The following is a 23,041-nucleotide window of genomic DNA, read 5'->3' as shown; positions in this document are numbered from 1 at the left end:
CAGGCTTTGGGCCAACAAGAGACTTCCGGATTCATGTATCCTAATATCACACCCCGGTGTTCGTTTATCCGTGAGACGCTGAGTTCATGGCATTTTTCCCGGACCTTTCACCCTATGCATATGGGTACGGTGCCGATCCAGGAGTGGTTCACGTGGGTTGGCTGGATGGCACCCACCCATTTCCAAAAGGCGCAGTCGATACTCGATTAATTAAACGAATCAAATTCTTGGCCAGGAAGCCGGTTGAGCTTTATCGGGGATATCACCTCTGCGAACTGTGCACAGCGCCTCCCGATATCGAAAAAACATTCATGCCTCACAACGACAGGATTATTGATCCGAACTGCGCGTGGGCTCGATGGGCCAATGAACGCCGCAGCAATGGCGAAGTAAGAGTGCGTTTGGGAAATGTTACTTTTGCTGCGCCAGTTCTTATTGCCCACTACATAGAAGAGCACGGATATTTGCCGCCTTCTGATTTTCTCGCGGCGATCGAGGCAACAGCTTGCTGACCTTCTGATGCCGACTTCCGCTTTGGGTCATAAGCGGAAGTTGGCGCAATAGCCCGAAAAGTGGCAAGATCACATGATCGCTCCCGGCGTGACGGGAACTTTGTAGGCACTTGGTGCATGGAAAACGCACGCGTCGAAATGATGATAACCACCATAGAGCTCGATGCTAGCAGTTGGAAAACAGCCTCCGATTTTCAATCAGCGTTCAAGGCTACAATAGGGGCTCCCGAATGGCATGGGGACATGGCGGGCGCTTTCCTGGATTCAATTTTTGGCGGGGGCATGAACGTGCTCAAGCCTCCATTCGTCATTAGAGTCGTAAATGCCGCAGGGCTTGCCCCAGAGCTTAAGGAGCTGATCCACGACCTTTCCTCAGCGATGCAAGCAACACGCCTGCGTCGGCTCAGCAGAACAGGGGAGGACGTTGCTGCCAGTCTTGAAATCGCAAACTGAGCCGGCTCGCGGAGCGTCAGCTTTTATCGCGGCACGTCGGCTTCGGGTTACAACCAGACCTCCGAGCGTTGGACAAGACACGTTCGGTTGCCCCTCGAGAGCAGACATCCTCAGCGCAGATCCGGAGTGTCCGGACCGGGCCAACAGCGGATACGGCTGCGCGTCGAGAGTGTCCGAGATCTGCATAGGCGATGGCCCTGCGGTCTCGAGGGAGGCGGATCACCCGGCGGCCTCGCAAGGGCGACTGGGGCGATTGGTCCCGAGTTTGCGCCGCGCCTGCTCGTCGGGCAAATCAGCAGTGGTCGATCCTGCGCGTGCCGGCGGCATTCGCCTGCGGCAACGTTGCGGTAGGCCGCATCGGCAAAAACGAATTCTCGAACTGGATCAAGCCGATGCTGCGCTCGTCGATATCGAGCGAAAAAATGTCTTTCATATTTTCCGAAATCATGCATCATGTGTCCATCCTGCCTCGATGAGAGGGACGTTGCGCGCGATCGTCACGACACGTGGGGCAGGGATGCGGTGGCCGTGGGGTTTCGCAGCGTGCTCAGTGCATGTGGACGAACGACGCCTTGCGGACGTGAAGTCGTGTGGTCCTGGCCTCCCGGTGCCGAGGTCAAGTTCGCGACGAGGGCGTTTGCCCTCGCGCAGGCGACGGGGTCAATCAGCCGGTCCCCGGGGAGAGCGCGAAAGAAGCGTTAAGACCGCCGCGCAGGGAATGCCGGTTGATCGGCTTTGCCTGTGGTACCTGCCGCCTGCATTTTTTTGAGCAGGCGGGCCATGGGTGGGGCCTTCACCCGGCATTCCCTGCGCCCTCTCGTTTGATTGGAGGGCAGGTCCATCCGCACGACTCGGGCGTGATCCGCCGCGAGGCCGCGGGCGCGCGCGTGGCTGTTTGAGACGTGGAGAGCAATGGAGCGGTCAGCGTCATCTCCGCGTGAGATACGCGCGATTTCGTTCCGTCGTGCATGATGAAGTTTCGGCCATTCGGAACCGGAACCGCAAGCGATCCGCGTTGTTGACCGGCATCTCTAAACACACTGGAGGAGAGATGATGATGAGGACCCGTCTTGCCGTTTCGCTGATCGCCACCTCGCTGCTGGCATCGACCGCCGCGTTCGCCCAGTCCACCACCGTCGAAGGCGCCGCCAATGGTGCGGCGGCGGGCGGGGCCGTGGCCGGCCCTGTCGGCGCCATGGTGGGCGGCACGGTCGGTGCCGCCGTTGGCGCTGCGGTGGAAATCCCGAACGCCGTGATCACCTCGATCGACGCCGAGCGTGCGCCGTCCGTCGTCGTGCGTGAGCGCGTCGTGGTCGGTGAGCCGCTGCCGGATACGGTCGAGCTGCGCCCGGTGCCGCGCTACACCGAGTATCGCTACGCCGTGGTGAACGATCGCCGCGTGATCGTCGATCCGCGCACCCGGCGCGTGATCAAGATCATCGAGTGATCTGACTTCATCACAGCAAAGGGGCCCCGCTGCTTCGGCGACGGGGGCCCTTCGCATGTGAGGCCGTCTCGTCAGGTGGCTTGGGGACGAAGCTGCCGGGCCAGCCAGTCGAAGGCCGCGGCAAGGCCGAAGCCGATGCAGGCCGCTGCGGCATCGACGATGAAGTCCTCCAGCCGCGCGTGCCGTCCGGGTGCCCAGAATTGCGCCACTTCGAGCGCGCCGATCAGGATCACCGCGACCGCCGTCGTCAGCAGCCGCTGGCTGCGATAGGCCAAGCCGAACGCCAGGCCGATCAGGATGAAGGCGAGGGCGTGCTCGCCATCCTGTCCGAGCGGCGAATGCGGGCGGTAGTTCGGCGGTCCGAGGGTTGCGAACGCAACGGCGGCGGCGAGCAGCCAGGCCGAGAGGCGGAGTGCGAGTTTCATGGCTGCTGCATAGCATGATCCGGGCCAGCCGCCGGGCTCACAGCTGCTTGAGCCTCGGGCTTAGTTAACGCGCGCCAGCCGCGCCAGCGCACGTCAGATCGGCTGCCGAACGCCGAGCCCTTGCATGAAGCGCTCGCGGATCTGCGCCGGATCGCGCCTGGTGGCGCCGACACCGGGCTTGTCGTCGATCCGCGCCGCGATCAGCACCGGGCCATCGGCCTTCAATGCGACATCGACCAGCCGTTCGAAATCCTCCTCGTCCGCCGCCCAATGGCTGGCAGAGATGCCGCAGCCCGCGGCAATGGCCACGATGTCGGCGTGGCGCGCCGGCGTCGGCTGGCTGCCGGTGATCTGGTAGATGCCATTGTCCATGACGATAATGGCCAAATTCTTCGGCGCCAGCGTCGCAATCGTGGTCAGGCAACCCAGCTGCATCAGCAGCGAGCCGTCGCCTTCGAGCGCAAACACCGGGCGTTGCGGCTGCGCCAGCGCGACGCCGAGCGCGATCGGGCAGGCCAGTCCCATGCTGCCGAGCATGTAGAAATTCTGCGGCCGCGGGCCGGCCGCCCAGAGGTCGAAATTGGTGTTGCCGATGCCGCCGATCACGGCTTCCTCGTGGGCGAGCTTGCCGACCAGCCGGCAGGTGAGGTCGAAGCGGTTCATGACCTTGGTGTTGTGGAGGCGAGCGCTCATGCGAACACCTTGCCGCCGGTGAGAAGGGGCGACAGGATCAGGGCGACCGGCGCCTGCGTCGCGATCGCCTGCTTGATCGAGCGGTCGACGGTGAATTCGAGCTCGTCGAGGCGTGTCATGGTGTGATGCTCCATCGCCAGCGCATCGAGCACCGGCCGCATCGTCCGGCACACCAGCGACTGGCCATAGTTGAACTCGCCGAGCGTGCCGCGTTCCGACACCAGCATGATCAGCGGGATCTGGCAGGGCACGACCAGGGAGGCGAGCGCGTTCGGCAGGGTCGCAAAGCCCGAGGTCTGCATCAGCAGCGCGCCGCGCCTTCCGCCCATCCAGGCGCCGGCGAGAATGCCGACGGCTTCCTCCTCGCGCGCGGTGGCGAAGGTGGTGAAGAACGGGTCGTCGTGCAGGGCCTGGATCAGCGGGGTGAGGACGCGGTCGGGAACATAGGGGACGAGGTCGATCTGATTGCGCTTGAAGCCCTGCAGCAAGATCTCGGGCCAGCCGGGCGGCGCTGATGCTGAGCGTGCCGCATCGGATTCGGCGGTCATTCCATGGCTCCGGGTCTCGCTGGGCGTCCTGTCCGGCCCGAGCTTGACGGGCCCCGAACGATTGTCAACATGCCGGCCCGGCCGGTCAGGCATCCGCCTCTCAAGTCCGAAGACAACACTCAACACCCGGGAGGTCGCCCGTTCATGGTCGCAAACTCGAAGCGCGTGTTCTACGTCAAATACCTGGCCCACCCGATCTTCAGCGAGTTGCTCGCGGCCCGTCCCGACGTCCGGCTGGACCGGCTCGAGAACGAGAGTGCTGAGGCAGAGACGGCGGCCATCCTGGCGGCGGCGCATGCCTACCAGATCGGCGCCGCCCGCGACGAACTCGCGACCCGCTTCCATGCCGACGCCGAGCTGTTGCGCCGCGCCCCGAACCTGCTGATCGTCTCCAGTAACGGCGCCGGCTACGACCCGGTCGATGTCGAGGCCTGCACGAGAGCCGGCGTGCTGGTCGTCAACCAGTCCGGCGGCAATGCCCATTCGGTCGCGGAGCACACGCTCGGCATGATGTTGACCTTGTCGAAGCGCATCATCCAGTCCGATCGCAGGCTGCGCCGGGAGCGTGACGTCAACCGCAACGACCTGATCGGCAACGAGGTGCAGGGCCGAATTGTCGGCATCGTCGGGCTCGGCAATGTCGGCCGCCGGGTGGCTGAGCTGTGCCGCGGTCTGCTCGGGATGACGGTGCTGGCCTACGACCCGTATCTCTCCGCCGAGGAGATTCATGCGCGGGGGGCGGAGAAGGTGGAGCTTGATGATCTGATGCGGCGGTCGGACTTCGTCTCGATCAACTGCCCGCTGACGCGGGAGAGCCGGGGCATGATCGGCGCCGCCGAATTCGCGCTGATGCAGCCGAGCGCCTATTTCGTCACCACCGCCCGCGGCTTCATCCATGACGAGGACGCGCTGCTCGCGGCCTTGCGCGAGAGGCGGATCGCCGGCGCCGGGCTCGACGTCTGGTCCAAGGAGCCGCCGCCGCCGGACCATCCGCTGCTGCAATTGGATAACGTGCTGGCCAGTCCGCATACGGCCGGCGTCACCCGGGAGGCGCGCCAGAACATGGGCCGGATCGCCGCCGAACAGCTCCTGGGGGCGCTCGACGGCATCAGGCCGCCGCGGCTGATCAACCCGGAAGCCTGGCCGCGCTACAGCGCCCGGTTCCGCGACGCCTTCGGAGTGCCGCCGGGCTAGGCGGGGAGGCAGAAAGTGGGGGAGAAGATTTCATCCGCCGAGAGCTGCAGCGCAGCAATAAATCTTCTCTCGATCGCAGCCTCGGCGAAGCGATCATTGCTATTTTCGAGTCCGTCTCGACAGTCCCGCGGAGGCTGATCATTTTCCATGATGCGCCATGAGCTTAGCCACGAGTTTTCGCTCGGCGCAGAAGGGAACTGGTCCGATGCGCCGGCTGAATTCGATCCTGAAGTCGACCCATGGTCGCGTGCGGCGCGCCGTCTCGGCCTTCGTGGCGATTGCCGCGGCGAGCCTCCCATCGGTCGGCGCCTGAGGGCGGTTCCACTGCTGCATCAAATATTTGCGGCGTCGGCTTGATATCGGTCAACAGCCGCGGCCGAGCCGAGGTAACATGGACTTCAACAACTGCTGAAACAGCAGGGAGGTCCCATGTCGCGCTATGTCATCCACTTCATGAAGGACGTGCTCGGCGAAAACGGCCGGCAGTGCGAAATCTGCCAGAGCACGCTGGAAGTTGAGGCCGACAACGAAGGCGAAGCCGCAGAAATCGCCAAGCAGGAATTCTGCAAGACCCAGAACCTGCGCGACTGGTCGCTGCACGCCGACCGCATGCAGGTCAAGGCGGCCGACTTCCCGTCCTGAATTGATCGGACGGGAGCGCTTGTCATCGGCCGGTCGCGGTGGCAATCGGAACGCCCCCGTTGCTTCCACGAGAGACCTTGCGTGCTTCCCGACTGGATTTCCCTCGATTGCCCGCCGCCGTCCGAGCCCCATCGGCAGGCGGCGCTCGACCGACAGGCGCAGCTGACCAAGCCGCTCGGCGCGCTCGGGCGGCTGGAGCAAATGGCGGTCGAGCTGGCGGCGCTGCAGGCGGCGGACCGGCCCCAGGCCGATCGCGTCCCGGTCGTGCTGTTCGCCGGTGATCACGGCATCGCGGCTCAAGGCGTCTCGGCGTATCCGCCTGAAGTCACCGTGCAGATGCTGCACAATTTCGCCGGCGGCGGCGCGGCGATCTCGGTGCTGTCGCGCAGCCTGGGGTGCCCGCTCGAGGTGGTCGACGTCGGCACGCTGGCGAGCGATCCCGTCCCCGGCGTCGTGGTCGACAAGCCGCGGCGCGGCACGCGCGACTTCAGCCGCGAGCCGGCGCTGACGGCGGAAGAGGTCGCATTCGCCTGCGAGGCCGGGCGGCGCGCCGTCGCGCGGCAGGCCGATCAGGCCCCCGACATGATCATCTTCGGTGAGATGGGCATCGGCAACACCACATCAGCCGCCGCCATCGCCGCCGCGCTGCTGTCCTGTTCACCCGCCGACATCGTCGGCAGCGGCACGGGTCTCGATGCCGAGGGTCGGGCGAGAAAGGCGGCCGTCATCGCCGCCGCTCTGACGCGACACGGGCTGACCTCGGGAGCGGCTTCGCTGAATATCCTCGAAGCCGTCGGCGGCCTCGAGATCGCCGCGCTGGCCGGCGCGATCATCGCGTCCGCGCAACGGCGCTGGCCGGTGCTGATCGACGGCTTCATCGTCTCGGTCGCGGCGCTGGTCGCGGTCAGGCTCAATCCGTCGTGCCGGCCCTGGCTGCTGTTCTCGCACCGCTCGGCCGAGCGTGGCCATGCCATGGTGCTCGAGGCGCTCGGCGCGCGTCCTCTGATCGATCTCGATCTGCGCCTGGGCGAGGCCTCGGGGGCGGCCACCGCGCTCCCGATCATCCGGCTGGCCTGCGCGCTCCACAACGGCATGGCCACCTTCGCGGAGGCCGCCGTCTCCGGGCGCGACGGCTGATGCGGATTGATCTTCTGCGGCACGGCACAACAGGGCGGGACGGTTATCTCGATGGCCGCACCGACCGGCCGCTCAATGAGCTGGGCTGGCAGCAATTCAGGCGGCAGACGCAAAGCCGCATCTGGTCGAGCGTCGTGAGTTCGCCATTGGCGCGCGCACGGACGGCAGCTGAGGACTACGCCGCGCAGACCGGCTGCGCGCTCGACATCGACGCGGACTGGCGTGAGCTCGACTTCGGTCGGTGGGACGGACGCAAGCGCCAGGATGTCATGGCTGAACCGGGCGGGGCGGCCTTGCTCGAGGTATTCTACGCCGATCCCGCTATCGCTGCGCCTGACGGTGAGAGCTGGGTCGACCTGCAGTCACGGGTGGCGCGCTCGGCCGATCGCATCGTCGCTCGCCCGGACGCGAGTCCGGTGCTGGTGGTCACCCATGGCGGCGCCATGCGCGCGGCACTGTCGCATCTGCTCGGCTGGCCGTTGCGCCAGCTCTGGAGCCTGCGCATCCATCCGGGAACCCGGATCACGCTCGAGGCCGGACAGGGCGGCGGGGGCGTGCCCTGGGGCGAGATCGTCGAGATCATGCAGCCATGAGCACGCGTGAATTCTGGATCGCCTTGCAGTTCCTGACCCGGCTGCCGACGCCGCGGATTGCGGACACGAGGCCGGACGATCTGGCGCGGGCGTCGGCCTGGTTTCCAGCCGCCGGTCTGGTGATCGGGGCGTGTCTGGCGGTCGTGGCGCGGCTGCTGCAGGCCGCCGATCCTTGGATCGTTGCATTGGCCGTGCTCGTCGCCTGGATCTGGATCACCGGCGCGCTGCATCTCGATGGGCTCGGCGATGTCGCCGACGCGTTCGGCGCCGCGCATGGCAAGCCGGAGCGCTTCATCGCGGTGCTTGGCGATCCCCATGCCGGCAGCTTCGCCGTCGTCGCGATCGGCCTGCAGATCGCCGCCAAGCTGGTGCTGCTCGCCGAGCTGGCGACCGGCCCGACAGCCTGGGCGCTGCTGCTCATCCCGGCCTGGGCGCGCTGGGGAACGTTGATCTGCAACAAGACGCTGCTGTCCCTGAAGCCCGGGCTCGGCGCCAGCATCGCCAACAGCGTCGGCTGGAACGTGATCTTCGCCTGGGGTGGCGTGCTCGCAATCGGAGCGCTCGCCGGCGCGGTTCCGACGCTGCTTGCGATCGTGCTGATCCCGGCGATCGCGTTCTATTGGCAATTTCGGCTCGGCGGCATCACCGGCGACTGCCACGGCGCCAGCATCGAAGTGACCGAAACCCTGCTGCTTGCCGCCTGCGTGCTCGCTTAGGACGCCTGACCGAGCGCTTGTGCCAGTCGTTGCCAATCGGGCTCTTGCCCGGGCAGGCCAAAGCGCAGCCAGCTCGGCTGCGCCGGAAAACGCCGGACGTGGATGCCGTGGCGGGCCAGCCGATCGGCGATCTCAGCCGCGTTCACCGCTGTGACCAGCCGGAACAGCGATGTCCCGCCCATCACACGACAGCCGGCTTTGTCGAGAAGCGCGTCCATCCGCAGACAATCTTTCGCCAGCCGGGCGCGCGTCTGCTGCAGCCAGTCGTCATCAGCCAGCGCGGCGGTCCCGATCGCGAGCGCAGGTCCCGACACTGCCCATGGTCCGAGTTCGTCACGCAGCTGCCGCGCGATGTCAGCGGAGCTGATCGCAAAACCGAGTCGTGCCCCGGCGAGGCCGTAGACCTTGCCGAAGGAGCGCAGCACGATCGTCGCCGGTGGCAGGTCGGCCGCAAGACTCGCATCGGCGGGATAGAGGTCCATGAAGGCTTCGTCGACGATCAGCAGACCGTCGCGCCGGCGCAGCCGCGCGGCCAGACCGACGAGTGCTTCGCGCGGCAGCAGGCGGCCGGTCGGGTTGTTTGGATTCACGACCACTGCAACCTCTGCATCCGCAAGGGCGTCGAACGCGTCGACTAGATCAACGCGATGACCGCAGCGGCGCCAGCACAAAGCGTGCTCCTCATAGGTCGGCGTCAGCACCGCAACCCTCGAGCGCGGCCGCAGCCGCGGCAGCAGTTGCAGCAGCGCCTGGGTGCCCGGTGCGGCCACGATGCTGTCGGGAGCGCCGGCGCCGTAGCGCGCGGCGGCGGCCGCGTTGAGCGCGTGCTCGTCGGACTTCGCAGGCAGACGCTCCCAATTTGAAGGCGGGATCGTCGGGAGCGGGTAGGGTATCGGGTTGATTCCGGTCGACAGATCGAGCCACGGCCGTGGCGCATCCGGGTAGCGACGGCTGATCGCATCGAGATCGCCGCCGTGAAGGATCGCTTCCGGCTGGTCCGCGCGCGTGCTAGTCGCTGTATCGTCCATGTCTGTCCTCTAGCGGAGATCGATGTTCGTCTCTCTCGCGCTCACGGCGCTCCTCATCGAGGCGGCGGTCGGTTATCCCCAGGTCTTGGTGCAGCGGATCGGTCATCCCGTGATGTGGATGGGCGCGCTGATAGCATGGGCGGACGATCGCTGGAACGGGGCTGCGGCCGACTTTGCCGCCCGCCGGGCGCGCGGCATCGGGCTGGTCGCTCTGCTCGTCGTCGCGATGATGGCCATCGGGCTGGCTGCCACATGGATCCTGCGGGCGGTCGCCGGCGAGCCGGTCGCAACGATCCTGCTCGGCTGCCTTGCCAGCAGCCTGTTGGCCCAGCGGAGCCTCGACACGCATGTTGCCGCAGTCGCGGAAGCGCTCGAAATGGACGGGCTCGACGGCGGCCGCCGCGCGGTGGCGATGATCGTCGGGCGCGATCCGGAGCGGCTCGATGAAGCCGGCGTCGCGCGTGCAGCCGTCGAAAGTCTTGCTGAGAATTTCTCGGATGGCATCGTGGCGCCGCTGTTCTGGCTGGCCGTGGGCGGGCTGCCTGGGATCCTGATCTACAAGGCCATCAACACGGCTGACAGCATGATCGGCCATCTGTCGGAGCGCCATCGTGCGTTCGGCTGGGCGGCAGCGCGGCTCGACGATCTCATCAACCTGCCGGCATCGCGGCTGTCGGCGCTGTGGATCGCGGCAGCTGCCGGCTTCGTCCCGGGCGGATCTCCGGCAGCCGCGGTGCAGGCCGTTGCCCATGATGCTTCGAAGCATCGGTCGCCGAATGCCGGCTGGCCGGAGGCCGCGATGGCGGGGGCTCTGGCGCTGCGTCTGGCCGGGCCTCGCGTCTATCACGGTCATCTGGTCGCCGATGCCTGGATGGGCGATGGCCGGGCCAACCTCGATGCGTCCGACATCCGGCGCGCCTTGCGGCTCTATCGCCTGGCCTGCGTGATCCAGGCTGTCGTCATCGGCGTCATCTTCCTCATCAGGGTGCTGTAGCGGCACGCGGTGCAGGCTCACGCGCTAGCGCGAGGATGCCGGTGACGTCGACATGCCGCTCGAGATGCGCCGCGAGCGCGTCCAGGGTCCTCTCGACATCGCTCTCGTAGGACAGTCCGCTCGCCGTCGCATTCAGCCTGCGCAGCCATTGCGCGCGCAGGCGATCATCCGTGAACAGGCCGTGGACGTAGCAGCCGGCAACCTGACCGCCGGCCGTAACAGCGCCGTCGCGGCGGCCGTCGGAGAAAACGAGGAAGGGGCTCCGGGCCGCCGGCCCGTCGGTGCGGCCGATGTGCATTTCATAGCCGCGAAACGGCACATCCTCGTTCGTCAGCGTGCCGTCGACCTCGCGGAGCGCCTTGTCGTCCGTCAGCGTCGTCTCGACATCGAGCAGCCCGAGCCCCGCGACCGAACCGGGCGCGCCTTCGTGTCCAGCGGGATCATTGATCGTGCGCCCGAGCATCTGATAGCCGCCGCAGATGCCGAGCACGCGGCCACCGCGCCGCAGATGCGCGGTCAGGTCGATGTCCCAACCGGTCTCGCGCAAGGCAGCGAGATCGGCGATGGTGGCCTTCGATCCCGGCAGGATGACGAGAGCGGCGTCGCCCGGAATCGGCGTGCCCGGCCGCAGGAATTGCAAGCCGATGCCAGCTTCCAGCCGCAGCGGATCGAACTCGTCGAAATTCGAGATGCGGGGATAGGCGAGCACGACCACCTTCGGCCGCCGGCTCTGTTGGTCGGCTTGCGGCGGAAGGCCAAGAGCGTCCTCTGCGGGCAAACGACTTGCTCCGCGGAAATGTGGAATGAGACCGAGCGAGGCCCATCCCGTGCGTGTCGCGATCTCGTTCATGCCCGTGGCGAACAAGGCCGGGTCGCCGCGGAACTTGTTGACGAGGAAACCAGCAATCTGCGCCGCGTCGTCGGGCGAGAGCACGGCCTTGGTACCGACGAGGCTGGCGATCACCCCGCCGCGATCGATGTCACCGATCAGCACCACAGGGATCTGCGCTGCTTGCGCAAAGCCCATGTTGGCGATGTCTCCGGTACGCAGATTGATCTCCGACGCTGAGCCGGCGCCTTCGACGAGCACGATGTCGGCATCGGCGGCGAGACGATGGAAGCTGTCGAGCACGGCCGTCATCAATTGCGGCTTCATGGCCTGATAGGCGGATGCCTTCGCATTGCCGATGACGCGCCCCTGCACGACCACCTGCGAGCCGACCTCGCTCTGCGGCTTCAGCAGCACCGGATTCATGTGCACCGTCATCGGTCGCCGCGCTGCGCGCGCCTGCAGCGCCTGGGCCCGGCCGATCTCACCGCCGTCGGCGGTGACGGCCGCATTGTTCGACATGTTCTGCGGCTTGAACGGTGCCACCTTCAGGCCGCGCAATGTCAGCGCGCGCGCGAGCCCGGCGACGATCAGCGACTTGCCGACGTCGGAGCCGGTACCCTGGAACATGATGGCGCGCGCGGCCATGGCCTAGAACTCAATGCCTTCCTGCGCCTTCACGCCGGCCGCGAAATGGTGCTTCACGAGGTTCATCTCGGTAACGAGATCGGCGGCCTCGATCAGCTCCGGCTTGGCATTGCGCCCGGTGACGACGACGTGCAGGTCCGGCCGCCGTGCGGCGAGCGTGGCAACGACGTCATCGATCGGCAGGTGATCGTAGCGCAGCGCGATGTTGAGCTCGTCGAGGATCAGGAGACAGACCGCGGGATCGGCCATCAGCTCCTTCGCCTTCGCCCAGGCGCGCTCCGCCGCCGCGACGTCCCGCGCGCGATCCTGTGTCTCCCAGGTGAAGCCCTCGCCGAGCGTATGCCAGGACACCTGATCGCCGAACCGCTCGATCGCTTTGCGTTCGCCCGTCTCCCACGCGCCCTTGCCGAACTGCACGACGCCGATGCGGAAGCCGCGGCCGAGCGCGCGCAGCATGAGGCCCCAGGCGGCCGTCGATTTGCCCTTGCCCTTGCCGGTATGGACGATCAGCAGGCCTTTCTCGACGGTCTTGGAGGCGACCTCGGCATCCTGAATGGCCTTGCGGTTCTCCATCTTGGCCTTGTGGCGCGCATCGTCGGCGCTCTCGGTCATCTGCTCGTTCTCCTCTTCACTTCAATGTCAGTGGCAGGCCGGCCGCCATCAGGATCACGCGATCCGCGATCGCCGCCACATCCTGGTTCAGTCGTCCCTGCGCATCACGAAACGCGCGCGCGAGCGCGTTGTCCGGGACGATGCCGAGACCCACCTCGTTGGACACGGCGACGATCGGGCCTTCTGTCGCGGCAAGCGCCTCGATCAGCTCGGCACATCGCGCCGGAACGTCCATGTCGGCGAGCATCACGTTGCTGAGCCACAGCGTCAGACAATCGATCAGCATCGGCGTCCGCGATTTCGATTCGGCGCGAACGAGGCCGGCGAGATCATGTGTGGTCTCCAATGTCTGCCAACCCTCGGCGCGCCGCGACTTGTGCTGCGCGATGCGCGCGGTCATCTCGTCGTCGAACGCCTGCGCAGTCGCAATATAGATCCACGGCGATGCCTGAGCGGTGACCATCGCCTCGGCATGGCGACTCTTGCCGGAGCGCGCGCCGCCGAGCACCAGCGTCAGGCGCGGCAAGGCAGGAGGCGGCGGGGCAGGGACCATGGGGGACGATTCCGATTGACGGGCTTTGGCGCGACCCGTATCTAACAGATGACGGTTCTCCGAAAGGAGAGATTTAGGGAACATGGTGCGGGGTCATACCCAAGGCCGTGGCTGCCCCCGCAACTGTAATCGGCGAGTGTGAGGCCAAAGCACCACTGGGAAACCGGGAAGGTGGCTTCACGCAGCGACCCGAGAGCCAGGAGACCTGCCGTCGACACTGCTGTTGGCCGACCCGTCGCGCGGGGAGTCGCGATGCTGGTTATGATCCTGCCGGAAAGGGCGGGATGCCGTCGGATGCAGCGCATCGTCCGGCCCTCTGGGGGAGCCGGCAAGCGACGGAGACGGCCATGACGTTCAATCGCACCACGTGTTTCGTTGCCGCGAGCCTGATTCTGCTCGCGTCCGAGCCCGCCTTCGCGCATCACATGATGGATGGTAAGTTGCCGCAGACGTTTGCGCAGGGCCTGCTGTCGGGCCTCGGCCATCCCATCATCGGGCTCGATCATCTGGCTGCCATCGTCGGCGCCGGCATCGTCGCGGCCTTGCTCGGCCGCGGCTTTGCGCCGGTGCAGGCCTTCACGACGGCGATGATTGCCGGCGTTGCTGTCCATCTGGCGAAGGCCAACATTCCCGCCGCCGAGCTGCTGGTCGGCCTGTCCACCGCCGCGGTCGGCCTGGTGGTCGCGATGCGCGGCCGTTTCGGTGTGGTGCCGGTCGCCGCGTTGTTCGCCCTTACTGGCGTTATCCACGGCTACGCGTTGGGTGAGTCGATCGTCGGTGCTGAGACTGCTCCGCTCGGAGCCTATCTCACGGGCCTGCTCGTGATTCAGACCGTCATCGCCGCGGGGGCGTTCCTGGGTGTCAAGCTGCTGTCGGCCAAGGGCCACGCGGTTGCGCCGCTCGCGGTTCGCCTCGCAGGCGCAGCGATCGTGCTGGTGGGCGGAGTCGCTGCGGCGACGGCCGCGGGCGTGATCGGCTGATGACGGCATCGCAGATCGGTGAGACGACGCTGTTCGTCTGCACGACGTGTCGCACGCAGCTGGCTGATGCTGCGTCGGATCAGCCGCGGGCGGGAGCCCGCCTGCTGGCGGCAATCGAGACGGTGCCGACTGAGCAGCGGGTGGGCGTTGCCGTGGTCGGCGTCGAGTGCCTGTCCAATTGCAATCGGTCCTGCACGGTGGCGGTGACCGCGCCGGGCAAATGGACATACGTGCTCGGTGCGCTCGACCCGGACCTGCATGTGGCGGACGTGCTGACGTTCGCCCAGCTGCATCAGCGCCACGAGGCCGGCCTGCCGGCCTGGCGCGAGCGCCCCGAATATATCCGCAAGAACACCGTTGCGCGCGTGCCGACGCTGCCGGCACAGCGATGAGAGAAGGATGATGCGGTCATGACGAAGTCATTCGCCAAGACGCCCTGCACGATCGTCACCGGTTTTCTCGGCGCCGGCAAGACCACGCTGGTGCGCAATCTGATCGAGACGGCGAACGGCCGGAGGCTTGCGATCATCGTCAACGAGTTCGGTGACGTCGGCATCGACGGCGACATTCTCAAAGGCTGCGGCGTGCCGGACTGTCCGGAGGATCGCATCGTCGAGCTCTCCAACGGCTGCCTGTGCTGCACGGTTGCCGATGATTTCGTACCCGCATTGAAGAGCCTGCTGGACCAGAAGGAGCCGCCGGAGCACATCGTGATCGAGACGTCCGGGCTGGCGCTGCCGAAGCCGCTGGTGCAGGCTTTCAACTGGCCTGAGATTGCGACGCGCGTCACCGTCGATGGCGTCGTCGCCGTCGTCGATGGGCCGGCGGTCGTGGCGGGACGCTTCGCCGATGATCCCGCAGCGCTGGCCGCGCAGCGCGCTGCCGACGAATCGCTCGATCACGACAATCCGCTCGAGGAGGTCTACGAGGACCAGCTGCTCTGCGCCGACCTCGTCGTCATGAACAAGAGCGACCTGATGAGCGAGCAGGAGCGCAAGGACGTCGCCTCCGAGATCGCTACGACGGTGCAACGTGCCGTCAAGGTGATCGCGACCGAGCACGGCAGGCTGTCGGCGTCGGTGCTGCTCGGACTCGGCGCGGCCGCCGAGGACGATCTGGCGGCGCGCCCTTCGCATCACGACAACGAGGCGGAGCATGATCACGACGATTTCGAGAGTTTCGTGCTCGACGTGCCGGCGCAGGCCTCGCCGGAGGCGCTGGTGGACCGCATCGCGGCCGCGGTCGAGGCGCACGACGTGCTCAGGGTGAAGGGCTTCGTCGAGGTCGCGGGCAAGCCGCTGCGTCTGCTGGTGCAGGCCGTCGGCAACCGCATTCAGCATCAGTTCGAGCGGCCCTGGCGCTCCGGTGAAGCGCGGCAGGGGCGCCTGGTGGTGATCGGCGAGCGCGGCCTCGATGCCGCGGCCATCAAGACGCTGGTCGCGGGCTAGGCGAGGGCGATGCACCTCCTGGCGACATCCGGCGCTGATCTCGACGACCTCGAACAGGCCGTGGATCTCGCGCAGTCGCCAGCCGACATCGTCGTGCTGTCGTTCTCCGACACGGACCTGTCGGCGCTGGCGGAGGCGTGGTCCGCCTCGGCCGAGGAACTGCCGAGCCTTCGCCTCGCCAGCCTGAAGCGGCTGAAGCACCCGATGTCGGTCGATCTCTACATCGATCGCGTCGTGAGCAGCGCGCGCGCCGTCGTCGTGCGCTGCCTCGGTGGGCTCGATTATTGGCGCTACGGGCTCGAGCGCATCACCTCTGTTTGCCGCAGCCGCAACATTCATTTCGCGGCGTTGCCCGGCGACGATCGCGCCGATGACAGGCTTGGTGAACTCTCGACCTTGCCCGCGGAGGTCTCCTCGCAGCTCTACGGCTATCTGCACGAAGGCGGCGTCGGCAATGCGCGCGAGTGCCTGCGCTATCTCGCCGTGCTGCTCGGCCGCGAGACGACATTTGCCGAGCCGGTCGCGATCGGTTCGATCGTCGGCTTCGTGCCGGACCGCGGCGCTGTTGCCGTCGATGAACTCTGTCGTTGCGACGGCGCGCGCCCGACCGCGTTGATCGTGTTCTACCGTGCGAGCCTTCTCGCGGCAGACACCGCAGGAATCGCCGAACTGATGCGGGCGCTGGAGCGCAACGGGCTCTCGGTCCTAGCGGTCGCGGTGACCAGCCTGAAGGATCCCAGCATCGTCGAGCCGCTGAATCGGCTGCTCCGGCAGCGGCGGCCTGCAGTGATCCTGAACGCCACCGCGTTCTCGGCGTTGCGCGACGACGGCACGACCGTGTTGGACGTCGCGGACGCAGCCGTGCTGCAGATCGTGCAGGCGCAGAGCACCGAAGAGGCGTGGTCGACCTCGTCGCGCGGGCTGTCGCCGACCGACCTCGCCATGAATGTGGTGCTGCCGGAGCTCGATGGCCGGTTGCTCGCGCGGACCATCGCGTTCAAAGGGGAGACGGCTGCGGACGAGCGCCTCCAGTTCAGCGCGTCGCGCTATGCTCCGCAAACCGATCGCATCGCCTATGTCGCAGAGCTTGCGGCGCGATGGGCGCGGCTGCGAAGCTTGCCGGCGAGTGAGCGCCGTATCGCGCTCGTTCTGTCGGACTACCCCGCGCGCGGCGGCCGCCGCGGCTACGCCGTCGGCCTCGATACGAGCGCGAGCGCTGCCGCCATCGCCCGGCTGCTGGCTGACGCTGGATACGACGTCGGTGAGGTTCCGACGACCGCGCAACTGGATGCGCTGCTGCGGGATGATACGGATGAGCTTGTCGTGCCGCTGTCGAATCATCGACGCGCGCTTGCGCTGTTGCCCGATGAGCTCCGGCGCGCCCTGCTGGACAGTTGGGGTAAGGCGGACGCTGATCCGGCGTTTCGCGACGGCGCGTTTCGCTTCCCTGTGCTGCGCGCGGGAAAGCTCTCGATCCTGCTGCAGCCGGACCGCGGCAACCGTGCCGACCGCAAGTCAGGCTATCACGACACCACCGTGCCGCCGCGGCACGCCTATGTCGCGCTTTATGCGCATCTGCGCGAGGTCGAGAGCATCGATGCGATGATCCATCTCGGCGCGCATGGCACGCTGGAATGGCTGCCGGGCAAGGCGCTGGCGCTGTCGAGCACATGCTGGCCCGAAGCGGTGCTCGGTGCGCTGCCCGTGATCTACCCCTTCATCGTCAACAATCCCGGTGAAGCCATGCAGGCCAAGCGTCGACTCGCCGCGGTGACGCTCGGGCATCTGACGCCGCCTCTGTCGCAAGCGGGCCTGCACGGTCCTCTGCTCGACCTCGAGGGGCTGGTCGAGGAATATGCCGAGGCCGATGGGCTGGACAAGCGCCGCCTGAAACTGCTGGAAGACGAGATCATCGCGCGTGCTTGGCAGAGTGGACTGGCTGCCGATTGCGGGCTCGAGCGCACGATGACCGGACGCGAGGCGATCGCGCAGCTCGATGCGCAATTGTGCGACATCAAGGAGCTTGCCGTCCGGGAGCGTCTGCATGTGTTCGGCGAGAAGCCGGACGACGCCGCGACGGGTCTGCTGAGCGCTGCGATCACGGCTGCCGCAGGTCAGGCGGGCGGTGCCGTCGATGCCGCCGATATCGAGGTCCTGATCGCGGCAAGCGCTGCCGCCGAGAGCAGCGCCTTGCTGACTGCGCTCGCGGGGCGCCGCGTCGCTGCCGGGCCGGCGGGAGCACCGAGCCGTGGCCGGCTCGACGTGCTGCCGACGGGCCGCAATCTGACCGCGATCGATCCGCGGGCGATTCCGACGCGGACGGCGGCCCTGGTCGGAGCACGCGCCGCCGATGAAGTGGTCCGGCGCTATCTTCAGGATCATGGCGACTACCCGAAATCGCTGGTGCTCGATCTCTGGGCGTCGGCGTCGCTGCGCACGGGAGGCGATGATCTCGCCCAGGCGCTGGCCTATCTCGGCGTGCGGCCGCGCTGGGACCTCAACTCCAATCGTGTGACCGGCATCGACGTGTTGCCGCTGGCGGTGCTCGATCGCCCGCGGATCGATGCGACGCTGCGGATCTCCGGCCTGTTCCGCGATCTGTTCGAAGCGCAGATCGCGCTGTTCGATCTGGCCGTGCAGGCCGTCGCGGCGCGCGATGAGGACGATGCCGACAATCCGCTGGCGGCCGCACGGCGCCGCGGCGAGAGCCTCGCCCGGGTGTTCGGCGGCGCGCCCGGCAGCTACGGCGCCGTCGCCGCCGATCTCGCCCTTGGAATGAACTGGGCCAACCGGTCGCAGCTCGGCGAAGCCTATCTCGACAGCACCGGCTTCAGCTTCGGTGGCGCGCATGACGGTGCGGCGGCGCCCGACGCGTTCCGCGCGCGCGTCCGCAGCGCCGATGCGCTGGTCCACGCCCAGGACGATCGCGAGCGCGATCTGCTCGATGGCGAGGAGGTTGCCGATTTCGCCGGCGGCTTCGCCGCAGCCGCCGAAGCGCTCGGGGCCGCGCCTGCGCTGCTGCATCTCGACACCAGCCGTCCTGACGCGCCGAAGGCGCGGACCTTCAGCGAGGAGATCGCGCGCGTCGTGCGCGGCCGGCTCGCCAATCCGCGCTGGATCTCCGGCATGCTTGCGCATGGCTATCGTGGCGTTGCCGAGATCGCGCAGGGGATCGATGCGCTTTACGCCTTCGCCGCCACCTCCAACACCGTTCCCGAGCATCTGTTTGATCTGGCGCATGGGACACTGCTGCGCGACGAGGCAGTGTTGGAGGCCATGCTCGCGCGCAATCCGGCTGCTGTCGCTGCGATCGTGTCGCGGTTCGAGGACGCGCTGCGCCGCCAGCTCTGGGTGCCGCGACGGAATGCAGTCGCTGACGAGCTTGCTGCCGCCGGCGCCCGCCTGGCGCAGACGGAGAAAGCATCGTGACGGCCGCGGTCGAGATCAAGGGATGGTGTCCGGGCGCGCGCCGGCCGATGCCGAGCGGCGACGGGCTCGTCGTCCGCGTCCGGCCGCATGGCGGCACATTGTCGATCCAAGCCTTGCGCGAGCTTGCCGAGGCCGCGCGCCGCTTCGGCAACGGCCAGATCGATCTGACGCGGCGCGCCAATCTGCAGATCCGCGGCGTCTCGTCCGAAACGCTCACGCCGCTCTGGGCCCTGATGGACGCACTCGCGCTGCTCGACGACAGCGCGGAGATCGAGGCGATCAGGAACATCGTCATCAATCCGCTCGCGGGACTCGATCCGGCTGAGATCATCGACATGCGTCCCGTCGCTGCCGCATTGGAGCAGCACCTCGCGGCGGACCAGACGTTGCATGGGCTGCCCGCCAAGTTCGGCTTTGCGCTGGATGGTGGCGGCAGGCTGCCGCTCACGGGCCTTGCGGCAGATATCCAGCTCAAGGCCGTCGGCCGGGACGGCGAGCGCCGCATGGCCGTCGGCCTCGATCGGGAAGATGGCGTCCTGTGGCTCGGGACGACTGCGCGTGTGGACTCCGTTGGGGCCGCGATGCGACTCGCTCACCATGTGCTGTCGCACAGCCCGACCCGCCGCGCCGTAACGCTGCCTTCGGATGCAATCGATGCGGTCATTGCCGAGCTTCGGCTCGATGCCTCCACCGCGATGGCGATCGATCCGGCCGCGACAGCACAGCAGCGCCGTGGCCTCATCGCGCTGACCGGGCAGAGCTCCGTCATCGGCATCGGCGTCCCATTCGGTCGTGTCGACAGCGCGACGCTGACGCAGCTTGCGGATCGGCTCGCCGAACGGAATGTTTCCGAGGTGCGGCTCTCGCCGTGGCGCACGCTCTACGTCGCAGCCGACCGCGCTCTTGCCGAGCGTATCATCACGGATGCGGCCGGGATCGGCCTGATCGTGGACGACGCGGATCCGCTGATGCGCATCGACGCCTGCTCCGGCGCGGGCTGCTGCGCGTCGACCGAGCTCGCAACGCGCCAGCATGCCCGCGTGCTGGCAGCTGCAATGGCGCGCACGCGCTTTGCCGGCACTTTGCACGTCTCCGGCTGCGCCAAGGGCTGCGCGCGTTCGGCGCCGGCCAATGTCTTGCTGGTGGGCAAAGGCAGCCGATATCACGTCGTGCGCAACGGCACGGTGAGGAGCGCGGCGCAGGGCGTGCTCGATCCGGCCGTCCTCGATGTTGGCGCAAGCGCGCTGTTCGAAACAGGCGAGAAGGTCCATGTCTGATCTGCGCGACTACATCAAGGATGGCGCGGAGATCTATCGCCGCTCGTTCGCCACCATCCGCGCCGAGGCCGATCTGTCGCGCTTCCGCGGCCTGGAAGAGAAGATCGCGGTCCGCATCATCCACGCCTGCGGCATGGTCGAGATCACCTCGGACATCGCGATGTCCGAGAGCTTCGCCGCCGCGGCGCGGACTGCGCTCGATCGCGGCGCGCCGATCCTGTGCGATGCCAAGATGGTCGCGCAGGGCATCACGCGGGCGCGGCTGACGGCCAAAAACGAGATCATCTGCACGCTGGATGATGCGAGGGTGCCCGCACTGGCCACCCAGCTCGGCACGACGCGATCGGCTGCCGCGCTCGAGTTGTGGCGGCCGCATCTCGGCGGCGCGCTGGTGGCGATCGGCAACGCGCCGACCTCGCTGTTTCATCTGCTCGACATGCTCGATCAGGGCGCGCCGCGCCCTGCGGCGGTGATCGGAACGGCGGTGGGATTCGTCGGCGCGCGGGAGTCGAAGGAGGCGCTCGCGGCTGACGGCCGGGTGCCGTATCTGATCGTGAAAGGGCGCAAGGGCGGCAGTGCCATGGCGGTCGCCGCGGTCAATGCCGTCGCGAGTGACGTCGAATGAGCCTGCTCGACACCATCGCAGGCGCAGCCGAGCCGGCCACGCTCTACGGCATCGGCGTCGGTCCAGGCGACATCCGCTATCTGACCTTGCGCGCTGCCGGACTGATCCGATCGGTCGACGTGGTGGCGTTCTTCGCCAAGCGCGGCATGGAAGGCAATGCACGACGGATCGTCGCGCCGTTGATCGAGGCCGGCCGTCACGAGTTGCGACTGGAATATCCCGTCACCGAGGAGGTGCCGGTCGCCGATCCTTCCTATCAGGCGCAGATCGGAGATTTCTATCAACGCGCGTCCGACAGCATCGCGGCGCATCTCGCGGCGGGCCGCTCGGTCGGCCTGCTGTCGGAAGGTGATCCATTCTTCTACGGCTCGTTCATGCACATGTGGCGGCGTCTGGAGAGTGATCATCGCGTCGAGGTCGTCCCCGGTGTCACCGGCATGTCCGGCTGCTGGACAAAGGCGAACGTTCCGATCACCTGGGGCGACGACATCCTGTCGGTGTTGCCTGGGACGTTGGCGGAGGACGTCCTGCACGACCGGCTGACGTGCTGCGAGGCCGCGGTGATCATGAAGGTCGGCCGCAATCTCACCAAGGTGAAGCGCGCCATCGCGCGCGCCGGCGTGCTCGAACGTGCGATCTACGTGGAGCGCGGAACGATGGAGGCGCAGCGCGTCGCGCCGTTGGCCGAGGTCGAGCAGGATCGCGGCCCGTATTTCTCGATGATCCTGATCCCGGGACAGGGGCGAAGGCTGTGACGGGCACGCTCACGATCGTCGGCGTCGGCCCGGGGCGGCCTGAACTCATGACGCCTGCAGCCTCGGAAGCGATCGCCGCGGCGACGGATCTGATCGGCTATGGCCCTTATCTCGACCGGGTGACGGCCAGCTCTCCCGGGCAGGTCCGTCACGCCAGCGACAACCGTGTCGAGCTCGATCGCGCGCGTCATGCCCTGACGCTGGCAAGCAGCGGCAGGCACGTCGCGGTGGTGTCAGGCGGTGATCCCGGCGTCTTCGCAATGGCTGCGGCGGTGTTCGAGGCTGTGGAGGCCAGCCCGTCGGAGTGGCGCAACATCGACATCCGCGTCGAGCCGGGCGTGACGGCGATGCTCGCTGCAGCGGCCGAAGTGGGCGCGCCACTGGGCGGCGATTTCTGCGCGATCTCGTTGTCCGACAATCTCAAGAGCTGGGCCACCATCAGCCGCAGGCTGGAGGCGGCCGCTGCGGCCGACTTCGTCATCGCGCTCTACAATCCGCTGTCCAGGGCCCGGCCGCATCAGCTCGGCCAGGCGTTCGAGCTATTGCGAGCGATCAAATCCCCCGCGACCGTGGTGGTGCTGGTCCGCGCTGCTGGCAGCGGTGAGGCGAGGTCTATCATCACGACGCTGGGCGAGGTCGATCAGGCAAGTGCCGACATGCGCACGCTCGTGCTGATCGGATCGACGGCCACGCGTCTGATCCCTCGCGAGGACAAGCCGCCGTTCGTCTACACGCTGCGCCGCGAGGTCGATCGATGAGCAAGCTGCGCCTCGAGCCACGGCAACGCGGCGCCGGCGCTGTCCAGCGCCACGCCATGCGGCTTGGCGGGACGCGCGATCATCACCACGGGCACGCCGAGCCGGCGTGCGGCCGCGATCTTCGGATAGGTCGCAGCGCCGCCGGAGTTCTTCGACACGACGAAGCCGATGCGCTCCTGAGCGAGGAAGGCCCGCTCCTTGGCATCATCGAACGGCCCGCGGTCGAACACGAAGCGGATGTCGGGCGGCAGCGCGATGTCGCCGGGCGGATCGATGGTGCGCGCGACGTAGTGATGTTGCGGGGCTGCGGCAAAGGCTTCGAGTTCGAGCCGTCCCAGACTGAGGAACACGCGCGCAGGGTCCTTTCCGAGCGCGTCAGCGGCCGCCTGCGGCGTTCCGACCTCGATCCAGTGATCACCGTCCTGGCGCTGCCATTCCGCGCGCCGGATCGACGCCAGTGGCAGCGCGAGTGCCTGACACGCCGCGACGGCATGCCGCGACATCTGGTCAGCGTAAGGATGCGTCGCGTCGATGACCGCATCGATCGCATGATCGGCCAACCACGCCTGCAGTCCAACGATGCCACCGAAGCCGCCGATGCGGGTCGGCAGCGGCTGTGGCCGGGGCGAGATCGTCCGGCCGGCCAGCGAGAGCGTCGTCGCGAAGCGGCGGTCGTCGGCGAGCAGCCGCGCCAGCTCCGAGGCTTCGGTCGTCCCGCCGAGAACGAGAATGCGCATGCGGGGCA

At 67.3% G+C, this 23,041-nt stretch carries 27 protein-coding genes and 1 riboswitch; of the genes, 18 read left to right on the top strand and 9 right to left on the bottom strand.

Features of this window, described 5'->3' with window-relative positions:
- Positions 1-152: 152 nt before the first annotated feature.
- A complete protein-coding gene (locus tag ACQR07_RS11905) occupies positions 153-512 on the top strand; it encodes a hypothetical protein (RefSeq protein WP_434902485.1) in 360 nt (119 codons plus the stop codon).
- 117 nt (positions 513-629) lie between these two features.
- Positions 630-965, top strand: a complete 336-nt coding sequence (locus ACQR07_RS11900; RefSeq protein WP_434902484.1) for a barstar family protein — start codon at positions 630-632, stop codon at positions 963-965.
- Between the two features lie 292 nt (positions 966-1,257).
- Here ACQR07_RS11900 and ACQR07_RS11895 read toward each other — a convergent pair whose 3' ends face one another.
- The gene (locus tag ACQR07_RS11895) at positions 1,258-1,398 is read right to left on the bottom strand and encodes a hypothetical protein (RefSeq protein ID WP_434871025.1); all 141 of its coding nucleotides are present in this window, start codon (positions 1,396-1,398) and stop codon (positions 1,258-1,260) included.
- Between the two features lie 624 nt (positions 1,399-2,022).
- Here ACQR07_RS11895 and ACQR07_RS11890 point away from each other — a divergent pair.
- Positions 2,023-2,412, top strand: a complete 390-nt coding sequence (locus ACQR07_RS11890) for a DUF1236 domain-containing protein (RefSeq protein ID WP_015665892.1) — start codon at positions 2,023-2,025, stop codon at positions 2,410-2,412.
- Positions 2,413-2,483: 71 nt separating this feature from the next.
- On the opposite strand, the gene ACQR07_RS11885 is transcribed toward ACQR07_RS11890, so the two are convergent.
- The 3 genes from ACQR07_RS11885 to ACQR07_RS11875 all read right to left on the bottom strand — a co-directional run bounded on the left by ACQR07_RS11885 (position 2,484) and on the right by ACQR07_RS11875 (position 4,078).
- Complete coding sequence (locus ACQR07_RS11885) at positions 2,484-2,837, bottom strand: VanZ family protein (RefSeq protein WP_434902483.1); 354 nt, start codon at positions 2,835-2,837, stop codon at positions 2,484-2,486.
- 93 nt (positions 2,838-2,930) lie between these two features.
- The gene (locus tag ACQR07_RS11880) at positions 2,931-3,530 is read right to left on the bottom strand and encodes a thiamine pyrophosphate-dependent enzyme (protein WP_434902482.1); all 600 of its coding nucleotides are present in this window, start codon (positions 3,528-3,530) and stop codon (positions 2,931-2,933) included.
- Positions 3,527-4,078: a thiamine pyrophosphate-binding protein gene (locus ACQR07_RS11875; protein WP_434902481.1), complete on the bottom strand. Its 552-nt coding sequence runs from the start codon at positions 4,076-4,078 to the stop codon at positions 3,527-3,529. Before ACQR07_RS11875 ends, ACQR07_RS11880 begins: the two co-directional genes overlap by 4 nt.
- 144 nt (positions 4,079-4,222) lie before the next feature.
- On the opposite strand from ACQR07_RS11875, the gene ACQR07_RS11870 reads away from it, so the two are divergent.
- The 6 genes from ACQR07_RS11870 (at position 4,223) to cobS (ending at position 8,360) form a co-directional block, all read left to right on the top strand.
- The gene (locus ACQR07_RS11870) at positions 4,223-5,272 is read left to right on the top strand and encodes a hydroxyacid dehydrogenase (RefSeq protein ID WP_434902480.1); all 1,050 of its coding nucleotides are present in this window, start codon (positions 4,223-4,225) and stop codon (positions 5,270-5,272) included.
- Between the two features lie 157 nt (positions 5,273-5,429).
- Complete coding sequence (locus tag ACQR07_RS11865; RefSeq protein ID WP_434902479.1) at positions 5,430-5,585, top strand: hypothetical protein; 156 nt, start codon at positions 5,430-5,432, stop codon at positions 5,583-5,585.
- A gap of 116 nt (positions 5,586-5,701) precedes the next feature.
- Positions 5,702-5,914, top strand: coding sequence for a hypothetical protein (locus tag ACQR07_RS11860; protein WP_434902478.1), 213 nt, complete (start codon positions 5,702-5,704; stop codon positions 5,912-5,914).
- 81 nt (positions 5,915-5,995) lie between these two features.
- Entirely contained in the window at positions 5,996-7,051 is a 1,056-nt protein-coding gene (cobT, locus tag ACQR07_RS11855) for a nicotinate-nucleotide--dimethylbenzimidazole phosphoribosyltransferase (protein ID WP_434902477.1), read from the top strand.
- The gene (locus tag ACQR07_RS11850) at positions 7,051-7,644 is read left to right on the top strand and encodes a histidine phosphatase family protein (protein WP_434902476.1); all 594 of its coding nucleotides are present in this window, start codon (positions 7,051-7,053) and stop codon (positions 7,642-7,644) included. The genes cobT and ACQR07_RS11850 overlap by 1 nt, the downstream gene beginning before the upstream one ends.
- Positions 7,641-8,360, top strand: a complete 720-nt coding sequence (cobS, locus tag ACQR07_RS11845) for an adenosylcobinamide-GDP ribazoletransferase (RefSeq protein ID WP_434902475.1) — start codon at positions 7,641-7,643, stop codon at positions 8,358-8,360. The genes ACQR07_RS11850 and cobS overlap by 4 nt, the downstream gene beginning before the upstream one ends.
- Here cobS and cobD read toward each other — a convergent pair.
- Complete coding sequence (cobD, locus tag ACQR07_RS11840; protein WP_434902474.1) at positions 8,357-9,388, bottom strand: threonine-phosphate decarboxylase CobD; 1,032 nt, start codon at positions 9,386-9,388, stop codon at positions 8,357-8,359. The two genes, cobS and cobD, sit on opposite strands and share 4 nt — an antisense overlap.
- 22 nt (positions 9,389-9,410) lie before the next feature.
- Between cobD and cbiB the strand changes: the two genes are divergently transcribed.
- Positions 9,411-10,382: an adenosylcobinamide-phosphate synthase CbiB gene (gene cbiB, locus ACQR07_RS11835; protein WP_434902473.1), complete on the top strand. Its 972-nt coding sequence runs from the start codon at positions 9,411-9,413 to the stop codon at positions 10,380-10,382.
- On the opposite strand, the gene ACQR07_RS11830 is transcribed toward cbiB, so the two are convergent.
- The 3 genes from ACQR07_RS11830 to cobU are packed head-to-tail and all read right to left on the bottom strand — an operon-like array spanning position 10,369 to position 13,024.
- Positions 10,369-11,859: a cobyric acid synthase gene (locus ACQR07_RS11830; protein WP_434902472.1), complete on the bottom strand. Its 1,491-nt coding sequence runs from the start codon at positions 11,857-11,859 to the stop codon at positions 10,369-10,371. The genes cbiB and ACQR07_RS11830 overlap by 14 nt on opposite strands.
- A gap of 3 nt (positions 11,860-11,862) precedes the next feature.
- Positions 11,863-12,471 (bottom strand): cob(I)yrinic acid a,c-diamide adenosyltransferase, encoded by a 609-nt coding sequence (gene cobO, locus ACQR07_RS11825; protein ID WP_434902471.1) that lies wholly within the window; start codon positions 12,469-12,471, stop codon positions 11,863-11,865.
- 16 nt (positions 12,472-12,487) lie between these two features.
- Positions 12,488-13,024 carry a bifunctional adenosylcobinamide kinase/adenosylcobinamide-phosphate guanylyltransferase gene (gene cobU, locus ACQR07_RS11820; protein WP_434902470.1) on the bottom strand — a complete coding sequence of 179 codons (537 nt, stop codon included), beginning with the start codon at positions 13,022-13,024 and terminating at the stop codon, positions 12,488-12,490.
- 35 nt (positions 13,025-13,059) lie between these two features.
- Positions 13,060-13,251, top strand: a riboswitch (cobalamin riboswitch).
- 120 nt (positions 13,252-13,371) lie between these two features.
- Between cobU and ACQR07_RS11815 the strand changes: the two genes are divergently transcribed.
- Genes ACQR07_RS11815 through cobJ form a run of 8 tightly spaced genes read left to right on the top strand, consistent with a single transcriptional unit; the run spans position 13,372 to position 22,296 of the window.
- A complete protein-coding gene (locus ACQR07_RS11815) occupies positions 13,372-14,004 on the top strand; it encodes a HupE/UreJ family protein (protein ID WP_434902469.1) in 633 nt (210 codons plus the stop codon).
- The gene (locus ACQR07_RS11810) at positions 14,004-14,396 is read left to right on the top strand and encodes a DUF1636 domain-containing protein (RefSeq protein ID WP_434902468.1); all 393 of its coding nucleotides are present in this window, start codon (positions 14,004-14,006) and stop codon (positions 14,394-14,396) included. The genes ACQR07_RS11815 and ACQR07_RS11810 overlap by 1 nt, the downstream gene beginning before the upstream one ends.
- An 18-nt stretch (positions 14,397-14,414) precedes the next feature.
- Positions 14,415-15,452 carry a cobalamin biosynthesis protein CobW gene (gene cobW, locus ACQR07_RS11805; protein WP_434902467.1) on the top strand — a complete coding sequence of 346 codons (1,038 nt, stop codon included), beginning with the start codon at positions 14,415-14,417 and terminating at the stop codon, positions 15,450-15,452.
- A gap of 9 nt (positions 15,453-15,461) precedes the next feature.
- Positions 15,462-18,881 (top strand): cobaltochelatase subunit CobN, encoded by a 3,420-nt coding sequence (cobN, locus tag ACQR07_RS11800; RefSeq protein ID WP_434902466.1) that lies wholly within the window; start codon positions 15,462-15,464, stop codon positions 18,879-18,881.
- Positions 18,878-20,158, top strand: coding sequence for a precorrin-3B synthase (gene cobG, locus ACQR07_RS11795; RefSeq protein ID WP_434902465.1), 1,281 nt, complete (start codon positions 18,878-18,880; stop codon positions 20,156-20,158). Before cobN ends, cobG begins: the two co-directional genes overlap by 4 nt.
- Positions 20,151-20,783, top strand: a complete 633-nt coding sequence (locus ACQR07_RS11790) for a precorrin-8X methylmutase (protein ID WP_434902464.1) — start codon at positions 20,151-20,153, stop codon at positions 20,781-20,783. The genes cobG and ACQR07_RS11790 overlap by 8 nt, the downstream gene beginning before the upstream one ends.
- The gene (locus tag ACQR07_RS11785) at positions 20,780-21,538 is read left to right on the top strand and encodes a precorrin-2 C(20)-methyltransferase (protein ID WP_434902463.1); all 759 of its coding nucleotides are present in this window, start codon (positions 20,780-20,782) and stop codon (positions 21,536-21,538) included. Before ACQR07_RS11790 ends, ACQR07_RS11785 begins: the two co-directional genes overlap by 4 nt.
- Complete coding sequence (gene cobJ, locus ACQR07_RS11780; RefSeq protein WP_434902462.1) at positions 21,535-22,296, top strand: precorrin-3B C(17)-methyltransferase; 762 nt, start codon at positions 21,535-21,537, stop codon at positions 22,294-22,296. The genes ACQR07_RS11785 and cobJ overlap by 4 nt, the downstream gene beginning before the upstream one ends.
- Here the strand turns inward: cobJ and ACQR07_RS11775 are convergent.
- Positions 22,266-23,033, bottom strand: a complete 768-nt coding sequence (locus ACQR07_RS11775) for a cobalt-precorrin-6A reductase (RefSeq protein WP_434902461.1) — start codon at positions 23,031-23,033, stop codon at positions 22,266-22,268. The two genes, cobJ and ACQR07_RS11775, sit on opposite strands and share 31 nt — an antisense overlap.
- Between the last annotated feature and the right edge of the window lie 8 nt (positions 23,034-23,041).

Origin of the sequence: Bradyrhizobium sp. HKCCYLS20291 (assembly GCF_051167715.1) — a bacterium.
Lineage (GTDB): Bacteria > Pseudomonadota > Alphaproteobacteria > Rhizobiales > Xanthobacteraceae > Bradyrhizobium.
The sequence above is the reverse complement of the archived record's forward strand: the minus strand, read 5'-3'. Positions and strand labels throughout refer to the sequence as shown.

What these genes read in the sequence shown, in the direction of transcription:
- ACQR07_RS11900 (WP_434902484.1), top strand. Translation starts at nt 630, where the DNA reads ATGGAAAACGCACGCGTCGAAATGATGATAACCACCATAGAGCTCGAT.
- ACQR07_RS11895 (WP_434871025.1), bottom strand. Translation starts at nt 1,398, where the DNA reads ATGAAAGACATTTTTTCGCTCGATATCGACGAGCGCAGCATCGGCTTG.
- ACQR07_RS11890 (WP_015665892.1), top strand. Translation starts at nt 2,023, where the DNA reads ATGAGGACCCGTCTTGCCGTTTCGCTGATCGCCACCTCGCTGCTGGCA.
- ACQR07_RS11885 (WP_434902483.1), bottom strand. Translation starts at nt 2,837, where the DNA reads ATGAAACTCGCACTCCGCCTCTCGGCCTGGCTGCTCGCCGCCGCCGTT.
- ACQR07_RS11880 (WP_434902482.1), bottom strand. Translation starts at nt 3,530, where the DNA reads ATGAGCGCTCGCCTCCACAACACCAAGGTCATGAACCGCTTCGACCTC.
- ACQR07_RS11875 (WP_434902481.1), bottom strand. Translation starts at nt 4,078, where the DNA reads ATGACCGCCGAATCCGATGCGGCACGCTCAGCATCAGCGCCGCCCGGC.
- ACQR07_RS11870 (WP_434902480.1), top strand. Translation starts at nt 4,223, where the DNA reads ATGGTCGCAAACTCGAAGCGCGTGTTCTACGTCAAATACCTGGCCCAC.
- ACQR07_RS11865 (WP_434902479.1), top strand. Translation starts at nt 5,430, where the DNA reads ATGAGCTTAGCCACGAGTTTTCGCTCGGCGCAGAAGGGAACTGGTCCG.
- ACQR07_RS11860 (WP_434902478.1), top strand. Translation starts at nt 5,702, where the DNA reads ATGTCGCGCTATGTCATCCACTTCATGAAGGACGTGCTCGGCGAAAAC.
- ACQR07_RS11850 (WP_434902476.1), top strand. Translation starts at nt 7,051, where the DNA reads ATGCGGATTGATCTTCTGCGGCACGGCACAACAGGGCGGGACGGTTAT.
- cobS (WP_434902475.1), top strand. Translation starts at nt 7,641, where the DNA reads ATGAGCACGCGTGAATTCTGGATCGCCTTGCAGTTCCTGACCCGGCTG.
- cobD (WP_434902474.1), bottom strand. Translation starts at nt 9,388, where the DNA reads ATGGACGATACAGCGACTAGCACGCGCGCGGACCAGCCGGAAGCGATC.
- cbiB (WP_434902473.1), top strand. Translation starts at nt 9,411, where the DNA reads ATGTTCGTCTCTCTCGCGCTCACGGCGCTCCTCATCGAGGCGGCGGTC.
- ACQR07_RS11830 (WP_434902472.1), bottom strand. Translation starts at nt 11,859, where the DNA reads ATGGCCGCGCGCGCCATCATGTTCCAGGGTACCGGCTCCGACGTCGGC.
- cobO (WP_434902471.1), bottom strand. Translation starts at nt 12,471, where the DNA reads ATGACCGAGAGCGCCGACGATGCGCGCCACAAGGCCAAGATGGAGAAC.
- cobU (WP_434902470.1), bottom strand. Translation starts at nt 13,024, where the DNA reads ATGGTCCCTGCCCCGCCGCCTCCTGCCTTGCCGCGCCTGACGCTGGTG.
- ACQR07_RS11815 (WP_434902469.1), top strand. Translation starts at nt 13,372, where the DNA reads ATGACGTTCAATCGCACCACGTGTTTCGTTGCCGCGAGCCTGATTCTG.
- ACQR07_RS11810 (WP_434902468.1), top strand. Translation starts at nt 14,004, where the DNA reads ATGACGGCATCGCAGATCGGTGAGACGACGCTGTTCGTCTGCACGACG.
- cobW (WP_434902467.1), top strand. Translation starts at nt 14,415, where the DNA reads ATGACGAAGTCATTCGCCAAGACGCCCTGCACGATCGTCACCGGTTTT.
- cobN (WP_434902466.1), top strand. Translation starts at nt 15,462, where the DNA reads ATGCACCTCCTGGCGACATCCGGCGCTGATCTCGACGACCTCGAACAG.
- ACQR07_RS11790 (WP_434902464.1), top strand. Translation starts at nt 20,151, where the DNA reads ATGTCTGATCTGCGCGACTACATCAAGGATGGCGCGGAGATCTATCGC.
- ACQR07_RS11785 (WP_434902463.1), top strand. Translation starts at nt 20,780, where the DNA reads ATGAGCCTGCTCGACACCATCGCAGGCGCAGCCGAGCCGGCCACGCTC.
- ACQR07_RS11775 (WP_434902461.1), bottom strand. Translation starts at nt 23,033, where the DNA reads ATGCGCATTCTCGTTCTCGGCGGGACGACCGAAGCCTCGGAGCTGGCG.